Here is a 13,620-nt window from a genome sequence, read left to right as displayed (position 1 = left end):
CTCTTTCTACTTCAGTTGTACGCGAGGATCGACCGCCTGGTACAGCAGGTCGGTGAGCAGGTTGAAGAGCATGGTGGCGGCGGCAACATACACGGTGATCGCCTTGATCACCGGAAAGTCGCTGCGCTCGACCGCCAGAATCACTTCACGCCCGATGCCGGGAATGCCGAAGAAGCGTTCCAGCAGGAAAGCACCGATCAGCAGGGCCGGCAAGTTCGACATCACATAGGTAATGATGGGAATGCCGGCGTTGCGCAGCACGTGCACCCACATGATGCGGCCTTCCTTCAAGCCCTTGGCGCGCGCCGTGCGCACGTAATCCTGGTTGGCCTCGTCCAGCACGAAAGTGCGGAACAGGCGCAGGGTGGGCGCAATGGAGACGGCCAGGCCGATCAAAATGGGCAAGGTCGAATAGCGCAGCAGGTTTTCCCAGAAGCTGTCACCCCAGCCCTGCACGGGGAACAGGCCCAGCTTGTAGGCAAAGCCATACTGGAAGACGATGATGTAGACGAGAATGGAAATCGACATGCCCACCGTGCAGGCGATCATGACGGCGCGGTCCGTCAGCGAACCGCGCACGAAAGCGATGGCCAGCGCCAGCGCCACGCCAAAAAACGTTTCCAGCACGGTCAGCGGGATCAGCACCATCATCGACGGGCCCAGGCGCGAAGTGATGATATGCGACACGGATTCCCCCGTGGCCCAGCTCTGGCCGAAGTCAAACGTGACGATCTGCTTGATGAAGATCCACAGCTGCACGTAGTACGGCTGGTCGACACCGAGCTGGCGGCGGATGTTGGCAATGCTTTCCGCACTCGACATCTTGCCGGCCAAAATGTAGGCGGGGTCACCGCCCACCCAGTTAAACAGGATGAAGACCAGCAGGACGACGCCCAGCATGGTGGGCAGCATCTGCCACAAGCGGCGCAGGATATAAGCAAACATAATGATTCCTTGTCGTATATGGTGTTATAAGCGGCCGCGCTTATTTTTTAGCCGAATCAGCAGCAGGCGCCACTGGCGCACTGCTGCTGTCGATATCCATGTACGCCCATTCCTGGAACAGGATCGGGTGCTTCTTGTAGCCGAGTACCGACTTTTGCGCCAGCATGTTGCGGTAGCGCGCATAGCCGATCAGGGCGCCCGCGTTCACTTCCAGGCGGCGCGCCATCTTGTGGAACAGCTCATCGCGCTCGGGACTGGCCGGCATGGCCTGGCTGGCTGCATACCATTTATCGTATTCCGGGTCCTGGTAGCAGCCGTTGTTGTTCTGGTGCGTATTCGGACCATAGAACAGCTGCATGAAGTTGTCGCCGTCCGGATAGTCGGCCAGCCACGGCGCCGTGCGCGTCTGCATCTTGCACTGCTTTTCCGTCTTTAGAATGTCGGAAAAGATCATGCGGTCGTTTTCCATGCGGATGCCCAGCGAGTTATACGTCTTGCGCCACATTTCCGCCTGCAGCACGCCATTGGCTTCGTTGCGCGAAGCGTAGCGGATCAGCAGCGGCTTGCCGTCCGGCAAGGTTCGCCAGCCATCTGCGCCCTTCTTGTAACCGAATTTGTCGAGCAATTTGTTCGCCAGCACGGGATCGTATTGCAGCAGGCTCTTGTAGTGGGGATCGTAGCCGACGACGCCGGGCGGTATCGGATAGTCGAGACGTTTGGCCTGGCCATTCCAGATGATGCGGATTTCTTCATCGATATTGTGCGCCATGGCAATCGCACGGCGCAGGGCAATCTTTTCCTTGCTGAAGCCGCCGAGGGTGGGGTCTTCCATGTTCCAGTAGTAATAACTGATTTCCGGGTCCAACAGGCGCGACAGTTGTACGCCCTTCTCCGCCAGCTCTGGACGCAGCTTGCCGTTCAGCAGCGCTTTCGGCGCCAGCGGGCCATCGAGCCAGAACACGTCCGTGCCGCCGCTCTGGAAGGACAGCCAGCGCGACTGGTCTTCGATCATCACGGAAATTTCGATGCGGTCGATGGCGGGAATGCGCTTGCCCTGCATCTGGCGCACGATGCGCTGGTCGTCTGGGTCGTCGCCGGCCATGAAATTCCAGGTTTCCGGCAAATGCTGGGGGTTGCGATTGAGAACGATGCGGTTGCCGCGCGTCCATTCACCGAGCGTGTAATAGCCGGTGCCGACGGGATTCGATCCCACTTCGCCCTTCACGTCGCCGTACTTCTCCACCACTTCACGCGCCACGGCAGCCGTCGGCACGTAGGCAAGGATCATGGGGAAATTGAAATCGGTCTTGGCCAGCGTGATGCGCAAGGTATACGGGTCGAGGATTTCCAGGCCGGCTACCTTCTTGTTGAAGTCGAGCTTGTTCGACTTGGCCGCGTCCTTCGCCAAGTCATCGAGGCCGACCACCTTGCCTTCGAACAGCCAGGTGTGGGGCGAGGCCAGGCGCGGGTCGAACAGTCGCTTCCACGAATACACATAGTCGGCCATGGTCAGTTCGCGGCGCTTGCCGCCAAACGCGGCGTCGGGCGTAAACAGGATGCCTTTTTTCAGGCGGATGGTGTAGGTCTTGCCGTCGGCTGATACTTCCGGCATCGCAGCCGCCGCGCCGGGCACCACCTTCACGGGGCGCGCCAGGTAATCATAGGTGTACAGGGTGTCGAAGACAGCCTGCGTGATGTGGTTCGAATACAGGTCGCGCGCGGTAGCCGGATCAAAGCCCGTCTCGGCGGCCGGCAAGATATAGCGCAAGGTTTTGACCGGCGCGGCCGCAGGGGCGGCATCCGCAGCAACGGCAGTGGCCGCCAGCGGCAGGGTGGCCAGGCAGGCGAGCAGCGCCATGCGCCGCATCCATGGTGACTTCATGTAATACCCTTCATCTCGATTATCTGTCGCACCGTATTGGTGCGCTTGTACTGGCTTCCCCCTGGGATACAGGATTCCACCGCCAAAACCAGTCCATCTCTGCAAGATCTATGCCTTGTTAGCAGCCAGCAGCGCCGGTGGTTTGACGCGCTGGAAAACGCGTAACGATAACGCATATTTTGCATGCCGGGCGAAAAGCCGCGGCACTTCTGGCGTGCGCAGCAACAAGCACCCGCGCCAACGGGGAAATTTTCCGCAACGCAACATCACCTGAGCAATGCCGGACAAATGCCCATTGGTAGAAACCCTTACGTCCGTGAATGGGCGCACTTTTTATCGAGGGACGGAAAACGCATGGCGCGGCGCAACATAAAAATAATTGTCAATAATGAAATACCTGAACATTATAAAAAACACTGTTGTTTCCATCCCGAAATGTCACATTTACACGTTGACAAGGTTTCTCGGCAAATGGTCTTATCAATCACGGCAACGCACAGTATGCCGTTCGTCCCACAGCGATTGCCAACGCAGCAATCTTTTTTATCCTAGCGAGGTTGTGTCGCAAAACGGCCAGCCGAACTTACTTTCGGAGTTTTTGAGAATGATGATGGAAACAGTTATGTCCCGCTCCGTACGCCTGATTTTTTCGGGTAGCGTAGCAGCGGTTAGCCTAGGCATGATGGCTGCGCCGGCAATGGCGCAAGACGCCAATGTCCAACGTGTGGAAATTACAGGATCGAGCATCAAACGGGCGACGGCAGAGACCGCGTCACCGGTACAGGTCATTACCCGCGATGACTTGATGAAGTCGGGCAAGGCCACCGTGGCCGAATACCTGCAAACCCTGACCGCCGATGGCGCAGGCTCCCTGCCAACGGGATTCGGCAACGGTTTTGCCGCCGGTTCCACGGCCATCTCGCTGCGCGGCCTGGGCGCCACCTCGACCCTGGTGCTGCTCAATGGCCGCCGCATGGCCCCGTTTGCGCGTGCCGATGACGGCCAGAAGAGCTTCACCGACCTCTCCACCGTGCCGATGCAGATCGTCGAACGCATCGAAATCCTCAAGGACGGTGCTTCCTCCACCTACGGCGCGGACGCCATCGCCGGCGTGGTCAACATCATCCTGCGCAAAGACTTCGAAGGCCTGACCCTGAAAGGCGATACGGGCATCTCCGGCGACAGCGATGCCAAGCAACACCGCGCCTCGCTGACCTTCGGCAAGGGTAATCTGGATACGGATAAATTCAACGTCGTCGTCAATGCCGAATACACCAAATCGGACATGCTGATGAACAATGAGCGTGCCGGCCGCAAATGGATCGGCAAGGCCGACCTGCGTCCGTACGGCTATGCGATCAACACCCAGTTCGCCGGCGGCTACATCAACGGCAACAACGATGCGAATGCCTCGCCGACAGGCCTGATCCGCGATCCCGTCACCAACAACTATGTCTCCCTGCCCGGCTGCTCCACCTTGTCCGTATCTTCGCCGCAAGATCCGAAGGGCGGCTGCCTGTGGCATCACGACCAGTTCCGCTCCATGCAGCCGAAGATCGAATCGATCAACCTGTACACACGCGGTACCTGGCAAGTCAATGCCGATACCCAGGTGTACGCGGAAGCGGGCTACTCGAAGCGCGATACGGCATTTACCCTGATACCGCCATCGATCACGCCGACCATCGCCTTCCCGCCGAACGCCGGCAGCCCGACTGGCGTCATCAACTACGGTTCCGGCGCCGGCACCACCATTGTGCTGGCCGCTGGCCACCCGCAAAATCCGTATGGCGTGCCGGTGCGCGTGCGCTACCAGGCCTTCGACGTGGGCGCCAGCACACGCCAGGCCAACAATGAATTCAACCGCATCGTGCTCGGCGTCAAAGGCAACGCCATGGGCTGGGACTACGACGCCGGCTATACGCATTCGGAATCGAAGCTGCACCTCGACTACAGCAACATGCTCAACATGGCCGTCGTCAAGGATGCCCTGGGCAATCCGAACAGCAAGTATTTCCCATACTATATCGGCGCACAGGCAGGCAAGAATCCGGCCTCGCTGTACGCGGCCATGGTGACGAACGCCACCTCCGATTCGACCACCAAGCTCGACATCATCGACTTCAAGGCTTCGCGCGAGCTGATGCAGTTGCCGGGCGGTGCCCTGGGCCTGGCCGTGGGAGCGGAACACCGCCGCGACAAGCTCGACAATCCATCGCTGTCGGGCACGGAAAACGGTTCCATTAACTCCAGCTATGTGGCAGCCAAGGGCGACAGCAAAGTCTCGGCCGTCTTCCTCGAGGTGCTGGCGCCCGTCATCAAGACGGTGGAACTGTCGGGCGCCTTGCGTTACGACAAATACGACCGTTTCTCGTCGACCACGCCGAAACTGGGCGCCAAGTGGACGCCGCTGAAAACCTTTGCCGTACGCGGTACGTATTCGGAAGGCTTCCGCGCACCGGGACCTGCGGAAAGCAATGCCAATTCGCAATCAACGGGCACCTCGACGGTCAGCGATCCCGTGCGCTGCCCGGGCGGCACGCGTTTGCCGGGCGCCAATGCGAGCGACTGCGAACTGCAAGTGGCTGCCGTCAAGATTGGCGACCCTAACCTCAAGCCGGAAAAGTCCAAGGGCTACACCCTGGGCCTGGTGTGGGATCCGTTCAACGATACCAGCCTGTCGCTGGACGGCTGGAAGATCAAGCGTGAAAACGAGATCAACCCGCTGCCGTACAACGAAGCTGCCGCCCTGCCGACCGCGATCCGCGCCGACAACAACCTGACCATCAATGGCGTCGTCACGCCGAACACGGGCACTTTGCTGATCACCAAGGCACCGTACCGCAACTCCAGCTTTACGGAGATCAAGGGTATCGACCTGGACATCAAGCAGCGGGTGCGCCTGGGCGACTACGGCCGCGCCACGTTTGGCCTGACCTGGACCCACATCGCCTCGTGGGTGCGGGCCGAATCGTCCACCGTGAGCTACCAGTTCGCTGGCACGCATGGCAACTGCGATACCTCCAACTGCGCCGGTACGCCGAAGGACAAGATCAATCTCACCGGCTCGTGGGATCTGGGCAACTGGAATGTCAGCGGCGTGCTGAACTATCGTTCGGACATGAAGAATATCCTGTTTGAAGGCAAGCCTTGCGCCTCCAAGCTGGCCGATGGCACGTCCGCGCCGAACGGTTGCAAGATCGCCTCGTTCACCACGCTCGACCTGTCGAGCCGTTGGAACGTCAACAAACAGTTGCAATTGTTTGCCTCGATCAACAACGTGACCGACAAGATCGCGCCGCTCGACCCCCTGACCTACGGTGGCATGAGCTACAACCCGATGGATGCCAGCGGCGCCATCGGCCGCTACTTCAAACTGGGCGCCAGCTACAAGTTCTTCTAAGCCCCAGCACAGGCTGCCAAGTGCAGCCTGTGCATCCGGCAGGCGCCAGTCACTATCGCCATGCCACCCACACCAACGCCCGTTGCTCCGCAGCGGGCGTTTTATTTTGCGCACCCGACGCCAGCACTGGGCACGGCCGCTATCTTCATTAATGCCGCACAAAATGCGCCTACTTTGTTTTAAATCACTCCCGATGACGTACTACGTTGTTTAAGCACACAAAGCCATTTGCCATGTTGACAAGGACTTTTGTGGATCATTACAGTTGGTCAGTTGAAAAGATATACATACTTTTCAATGTTCTCGGTGCGCCAACCGGCGCGGCCGTTCTTGCCCTTTTAGCCAACCGCTTTTTCAGGAGTCTTGAACATGATCAGAGAAACACGCTTGTCCCATTCCATCCGTTTGATCTGCGCCAGCGGCCTTGCCGCGGGCCTGCTCAGCCAGCAGGCGCTGGCGCAAGAAGTCAGCGATACGAGCACCATGCAGCGCGTTGAAGTCACCGGCTCTTCCATCAAGCGGCTGGTGTCGGAAACAGCCACCCCCCTCTCCATCTTCAAGGCCGAAGATTTTGCCAAGCAGGGCTTGACCACGGCACAGGAAGTGCTCAGCAAGATACCCTCGAATTCCTCCAGCATGGGCAGCGGCAACGCCGTCGGCGGCAACACCAGCGGCCTGCCCACGGGCGGCCAGGCCAGCGCCGACTTGCGCGGCCTGGGCGGCGACAAGACCCTGGTGCTGCTCAATGGCCGGCGCATCGCCAACCATCCGTATGACGGCGCCAGCGTCGACCTGAACATCATTCCCATCGCTGCCCTGGAGCGCGTCGAAGTGCTGCGCGACGGCGCCTCGGCCATCTACGGCACGGACGCCATCGGCGGCGTCATCAACTTCATCACCAAGCGCTCGATCAATGTCACCAACATTACCGCCGAGGCGGTCGCGCCCGAACACAAGGGCGGCGGCGAGCACCGCATCAATCTGTCGACGGGCTTCGGCAAGCTCGACACGGACGGCTACAATATTTTCGGCGTGGTCGATTACCACAAGCAAAATGTACTCACGTCGCAGGACCGCGATTTTTCCAAGACCGGCATCATTCCCGAGCGGGGCCTGTCCCTCACCAGCGGCACCACCTTCCCCGGCAACTACTTCGATGCCGCGGCCAACGGCGGCAAGGGCCTGGCCGGCAATCCGTACGCGGCCACGGGCTGCAACCAGCCCCTGTCGGTAGCGGCGGCCAACGGCACCTGCCGCCAGGACTACACGCGGCAGATCGACGACCTGCCGGCGCAGGAACAGGTGGCTGTCTTCGGCAAGGGCGCCTTCAAGCTGGGCGGCGGCCACCTGGCCACCGTGGAATATCTGCACTCGGAAAACAAGGTAAAAGCACGCACGGCGCCGCCGCCGCAAACGGGCTTGATCTTGCCCAATACCAGCAAATACTATCCGGGCAATGCGGGCGGCGTGCCGGCCCAGCCGGGCTTGTCGGGACAGCCCCTGAGCGTCAACTGGCGGCCCGTGGAAGCGGGCCAGCGGCAGATCGATTCGGACGGCAAGGCGGACCGCCTGGTGCTGGCCCTCGAAGGCGAGCTGGCCGGATGGGACTACAAGACAGGCCTGAGCCACGCCATCAGCAAGTCGTCCGAGAAATTTACGGGCGGCTATGTGCAGGATGCCTCGTTTGCGGCCGGTGTGCTCAATGGCATCCTGAATCCCTTCGGCATGCAGGACACGGCCGGCAAGGCTTACCTGGACAGCACCGCCCTGCGCGGCGAGGTACAGAATGCCAAGGTCACCACCACGGGCTTCGACATCAAGGGCAGCCGCGAACTGATGCAGCTGGCCGGCGGCCCGCTGGCGATCGCACTGGGCGGTGAACTGCGGCGTGAAAAAGCCGACTTCAATGTCAACCGCGATATCGCCAGCCAGGCCACCAGTTCCGGCCTGTCCGGTTCTCTGTCGAAGAGCGGTTCGCGCACGATCCAGGCCGTTTTCGGCGAAGTCAACTTGCCGCTGATCAAGGATCTGGAAGTACAGCTGGCGGCACGCTTCGACCATTACAGCGACGTGGGCAGCACCACCAACCCCAAGCTGGCCCTGCGCTATCAGGCCAGCAACGCGCTGGTGCTGCGCGGCTCGGCCAGCACGGGTTTCCGCGCTCCCACCCTGTTTGAAAAGAATGCGCCGCCGTCGAAGAACGATACCAACGATTCCTACGACGATCCCATCCTCTGCCCGGGCGGCGTGCCACAGCCGGGCGCCAATCCTCTGCGCGATTGCGACTTGCAGCAATTCAAGCTGCAAGGCGGGAATGAAAAGTTGAAACCGGAAAAATCCACCACCTTCGCCTTCGGCCTGGTGCTCGAACCGGTCAAGGAAGTCACCGTCGCCATCGATTACTGGAACATCCATCTGAAGGACAAGATTTCGTCCCTGCCCGAACAATCCATCTACGGTAACTACGAAAAATACAAGGCCTTGTTCCTGCGCAATCCCGACGGTTCGCCTTTCGCCATCCTGGACTTGAACGACAACCTCGGCGAAGTGAAAACCGACGGTATCGACGTCAGCCTGAATGCACGCCTGGGGCGCGGCACCTACGGCGATTTCAGCGTGTCGGTCGATGGCACCTGGACCCACAAGTATGACTACCAGAATGAGCGCGGTGGCGAATTCATTGCCAACGTGGGCCGCTATGCAGATAACAATCCTGTGTTCCGCTGGAAACACACGGCGGCCCTCAACTGGCGCTTGGGCAACTGGGGCGCCACCGTGTCGCAATCGTTCAAGTCCGGCTACACGGACCAGAACCAGGTCGATCCGCAGTACCGGCACGATGTGCCCTCCTACAGCCTGCTGAACGTGTCGGGTAGCTACGTATGGAAAGGCTTGCTGCTGACTGCCGGCGTGAAGAACCTGTTCGACAAGGAACCACCGTTCTCGAACCAGGGCACCCTGTTCCAGAAAGGCTATGACCCACGCTACACGGACCCGATCGGGCGCGCCTACTACCTGCGCGGCAGCTATACGTTCTAAGGGAGATGGGCTGAAACAGAGATAAACGGGGCAGCGCTGGCAAGCGTTTGCCTGCAGCACGAAGGACGGCGCCAGCAGGTATGCTGAGCGCCGTTTTATTTTACGCGCCTGACCGCGCCTGACAAGGGTTGGCGATACTTTATTCCTGAAGTAATGCAAAAAAAATAGCAATATGTTGCATTTCGTCCAAAAAGTCTGCACGAAATTGACAATCTGAATGGTGAATGTTTTGATGAGGGCCCAGAAAATTTACAGAATTTTCATTGGTGGATTTTCAAAAAGGCAAATAAATTGTTGGCAAGCAACAAGTTATTTCAAAATAATTGCCGCCTTTATCACAATAACAAGGAATTTCAGATGATGATAGAAAATGTAATATCGCGGTCGCTGCGCCTGATGTTTGCAGGCGGCATGGCCCTGAGCATGCACGCCGCGTATGCGCAAGAAACAACGGATGGCGCCATGCAACGCGTGGAAGTCACAGGTTCGAGCATCAAGCGCCTGGCATCGGAGACAGCGCTGCCGATCACCTCGATCAAGGCCGATGATTTCGCCAAGCAAGGCTTGACGACGGCACAGGAAGTCCTGTCCACCATTTCCATGAATCAGAGTTCGCAAAGCAGCTCGCAATCCGTCGGCTCCGGTACGGGCGGCCAGTCCGTCGCCGACCTGCGCGGCATCGGCGGCGACAAGACCCTGGTCCTGCTGAACGGCCGCCGTATTGCCAGCCACCCATTCAACGGTTCGTCCGTCGACCTGAACATCATTCCGATCTCGGCCCTGGAACGCGTTGAAGTGCTGCGCGACGGCGCTTCCGCCATCTACGGTACCGACGCCATCGGCGGCGTGATCAACTTCATCACCAAGCGTTCCGTCAAGGGCGGCTCCGTCACGGTCGAACATTACGAGCCACAAAAAGCGGGTGGCGGCGACGAGTCGCGCCTGAACCTGTCCGGCGGCTACGGCGATCTGAACAAAGATGGCTTCAACGTCTTCGGCGTGGTCGACGTACATCGCCAGGCGGCACTGAGCACGGCCGACCGTTCCTTCTCGAAGAGCGGCTACATCCCGAGCAAGGGTGTGGATAACCTGAGCGGCACCACCTTCCCTGCCAACTTCTACGACACGGGCAATGGCCTGATCGGCAACCCGGCCTTCGCCGGCGGTTGCGTGGGCGAGAACCTGTACAAGAATACTTCGGGCAAGAGCACCTGCGCCATGGATGTCACACCATTCATCCAGGCCATCCCGAAAACCCAGCAGGAATCCTTCCTGGGCAAGGCCAGCTTCAAGCTGAACCAGGATCACCTGGCCACCATCGAATACCTGCACTCGCGCAGCACCAACGAGGCGCGCATCTCGCCGCCGCCGATGTCGAACATCGGCATCCTCATGTCGTCGAGTTCCCCTTACTATCCAGGCGGCAGCGGCGGTGTACCAGCCGTGGCGGGCCTGTCGGGCGAGCCGCTGGACATCAGCTGGCGTCCGGTGGCGTCGGGCCAGCGCAGCGGCTTCGACACCAGCACCTCGGACCGCCTGGTACTGGCTTCCGAAGGCGTCCTGGGTGCGTGGGACTACAACGTCGGCCTCAGCTACTCCGTCAGCAAGGCCACCAGCGCCTTCACGGGCGGCTACCTGAATGACCAGCGCATCATCGACGGCATCGGCAATGGCATCCTGAACCCGTTCGGCGAGCAGAGCGCCGCCGGCGCGGCATACCTGAAGGATTCCGTCCTGAAAGGCGAATACCTGAGCGCGAAGATGACCAGCACCGCGGTCGACGCCAAGGTAAGCCGCGAGCTGTTCAACCTGCCGGCTGGCGCCGTCGGTTTCGCCGTCGGTACGGAATTCCGCAACGACAAGGCCGAATACAACGTGAACCGGGATCTGGCCGGCCAGGCATCGAGCTCCGGCTACGCCGAAGCGCAGAACCAGTCGGGCAGCCGCAATATCAGCGCCATCTTCTCGGAACTGAGCATTCCTGTCGTGAAAGACCTGGAACTGTCGCTGGCAGCCCGTTATGACCACTATAACGACGTCGGCGGCAGCTTCAATCCGAAAGTCGGCGTGCGCTGGCAGCCAACGAGCCAGGTGCTGCTGCGCAGCTCCTACAACACTGGCTTCCGCGCGCCAACACTGTATGACCTGCATGGTCCGCAAACCAAGACCTTCACGGCCAACAAGTACGACGATCCACGCCTGTGCCCAGGCGGCGTACCGATTCCTGGCGCCAACAGCAATGTCGCCTGCGGCGCGCAGCAGTACATCCGCTCGGGTGGCAATCCGGACGTCGGCCCGGAAAAATCGAAAACCTTCAGCGCCGGTATCGTCATCGAGCCTACCAAGTCGCTGACCGTCTCGCTCGATTACTTCCAGATCAAGCTGCGCGACAAGATCGGCACCGTGGCCGAACAGACCCTGTTCGACAACTACGCCAAGTATCAGAACAACTTCATCTATACCGCTGATGGCAAGCTCGATTATGTGCTGGCCACCCTGGGCAACCTGGGCGAAATGCACACCTCGGGCATCGACCTGGGCCTGAACTGGAAATTGCCACGTAGCCAGTATGGCAACTTCACGTTCGCCTTTGACGGCACCTGGGTACAGAAGTATGAGTACCAGAACGAACGCGGCGGCGAATTCGTGCAAAACGTGGGCGTGTATGGCGACAATGCACCGGTATTCCGCTGGAGACACAATGCCTCCCTGCAATGGAATATGGACAAGTGGAATGCCACGCTGTCCAACAAGTACATGAGCGGCTACCGCGACCAGAACTATGTCGATCCGCAATTCGAGCAAAGCGTCAAGGCTTACTCGGTATGGTCGCTGTCGGGCGCGTACTCCGGCTTCAAGAATACCGAAGTCACCGTGGGCGTAAAAAATCTGCTGAACGAAGATCCACCGTTCAGTAACCAGATCGGCACCTTCCAGTCCGGCTACGATCCGCGTTACACTGATCCGCTGGGCCGTACTTTCTACGTGCGCGCTACCTACAAGTTCTAAGTACACCTGACACAAGCTACTGCGCGTCGCGATTTGCAGCCTGCGATGCTCACTGTGCTCAAGCACAGTTCCGCGTCTCGGCCGCAACTCGTTGCCGCTCGCCACGCTTCTGTCAGGCGTCTTGAATGAAGTAAAAAAGCCCGGAAAGCTTAGCTTTCCGGGCTTTTTTTCATGCTGCGCGCCACGTCATTTCATTCCGCGTCGCCCTGCAGGCGGCGTTGCTTGACGGCCGCCGCCAGGTTTTCCAGCACGGCCACACTGGCGCTCCAGTCGATGCAGCCATCCGTGACGGACTGGCCATAGATCAATTCCTTGCCCGGGATCAAATCCTGGCGCCCCGCCACCAGGTGCGATTCCACCATGACGCCGACGATGCGGCCATCGCCACCTGCCACCTGGCTGGCGATGTCGGCACACACGGGGATCTGGTTTTCCGGTTTTTTCGAGCTGTTCGCATGCGAGGCGTCGATCATCAGACGCGCCGCCAGGCCCTGCGCGGCGATGGCCTTGCAGGCCTCGTCCACGCTGGCAGCATCATAGTTGGGCGTCTTGCCACCGCGCAAAATGATATGGCAATCCTCGTTGCCGTTGGTCGAGACGATGGCCGAGTGGCCGCCCTTCGTGACGGAAAGAAAATGGTGCGGCTGCGAGGCGGCCTTGATGGCTTCCACGGCGATTTTCACATTGCCGTCCGTGCCATTCTTGAAGCCGACGGGACACGACAGTCCCGAGGCCAGCTCGCGGTGCACCTGCGACTCCGTGGTGCGCGCGCCGATAGCGCCCCAGCTGATCAGGTCGGCAATGTATTGCGGGCTGATCACGTCGAGGAACTCGGTGCCGGCCGGCAAGCCCAGCTCATTGATATCGCGCAACAGTTCGCGCGCCATGCGCAAGCCATCGTTAATGCGGAAGCTGTTGTCCATGTACGGGTCGTTGATCAGGCCCTTCCAGCCCACCGTGGTGCGCGGTTTTTCGAAGTAGACGCGCATGACGATTTCCAGTTCGCCCGCGAAACGCGCGCGCTCCTTGACCAGCAGGCGCGCATATTCCATCGCCGCCTTGGTATCGTGGATGGAGCAAGGCCCGATCACCACCATCAGACGGTCATCCTGGCCATGCAAGATACGGTGCAGGGCGATACGGGCGCTGGCAGCAGTCTGTTCGGCTTGCTCCGAGCAGGCGAATTCGCGGATCAGGTGGGACGGCGGGGTCAATTCCTTCATTTCGCGAATTCGCAAATCATCGGTGCGGGGCATCATTTTCTCCAAAATTTAAGGAAGGGTAAAACATCTGGGTAAAAAAAAACCGCCATCAGTGGCGGTTTTTTAGAATTTGCTGGGAT

6 protein-coding genes are annotated in these 13,620 nt (G+C 59.7%); 3 read left to right on the top strand and 3 right to left on the bottom strand.

The genetic code is table 11. From position 1 onward, the window contains the following. Positions 1 to 6: 6 nt before the first annotated feature. Together CLU92_RS25090 and CLU92_RS25085 are read right to left on the bottom strand one after the other, a co-directional pair. A complete protein-coding gene (locus CLU92_RS25090; RefSeq protein ID WP_034782513.1) occupies positions 7 to 945 on the bottom strand; it encodes an ABC transporter permease in 939 nt (312 codons plus the stop codon). A gap of 40 nt (positions 946 to 985) precedes the next feature. Beyond that, positions 986 to 2,827 carry an ABC transporter substrate-binding protein gene (locus CLU92_RS25085; RefSeq protein ID WP_166674922.1) on the bottom strand — a complete coding sequence of 614 codons (1,842 nt, stop codon included), beginning with the start codon at positions 2,825 to 2,827 and terminating at the stop codon, positions 986 to 988. Between the two features lie 622 nt (positions 2,828 to 3,449). On the opposite strand from CLU92_RS25085, the gene CLU92_RS25080 reads away from it, so the two are divergent. The 3 genes from CLU92_RS25080 (at position 3,450) to CLU92_RS25070 (ending at position 12,278) form a co-directional block, all read left to right on the top strand. Next, complete coding sequence (locus CLU92_RS25080; RefSeq protein ID WP_101484072.1) at positions 3,450 to 6,230, top strand: TonB-dependent receptor; 2,781 nt, start codon at positions 3,450 to 3,452, stop codon at positions 6,228 to 6,230. Positions 6,231 to 6,599: 369 nt separating this feature from the next. Next, positions 6,600 to 9,269 carry a TonB-dependent receptor gene (locus tag CLU92_RS25075; protein WP_101484071.1) on the top strand — a complete coding sequence of 890 codons (2,670 nt, stop codon included), beginning with the start codon at positions 6,600 to 6,602 and terminating at the stop codon, positions 9,267 to 9,269. Between the two features lie 357 nt (positions 9,270 to 9,626). Beyond that, positions 9,627 to 12,278: a TonB-dependent receptor gene (locus tag CLU92_RS25070; protein ID WP_166674923.1), complete on the top strand. Its 2,652-nt coding sequence runs from the start codon at positions 9,627 to 9,629 to the stop codon at positions 12,276 to 12,278. Between the two features lie 191 nt (positions 12,279 to 12,469). Here the strand turns inward: CLU92_RS25070 and aroG are convergent, their stop codons facing one another. Then, complete coding sequence (gene aroG / locus CLU92_RS25065; RefSeq protein WP_086146852.1) at positions 12,470 to 13,534, bottom strand: 3-deoxy-7-phosphoheptulonate synthase AroG; 1,065 nt, start codon at positions 13,532 to 13,534, stop codon at positions 12,470 to 12,472. Between the last annotated feature and the right edge of the window lie 86 nt (positions 13,535 to 13,620).

The organism is Janthinobacterium sp. 61 (assembly GCF_002846335.1).
Taxonomy (GTDB): domain Bacteria; phylum Pseudomonadota; class Gammaproteobacteria; order Burkholderiales; family Burkholderiaceae_D; genus Janthinobacterium.
This window is presented reverse-complemented; position numbering and strand designations above follow the sequence as displayed.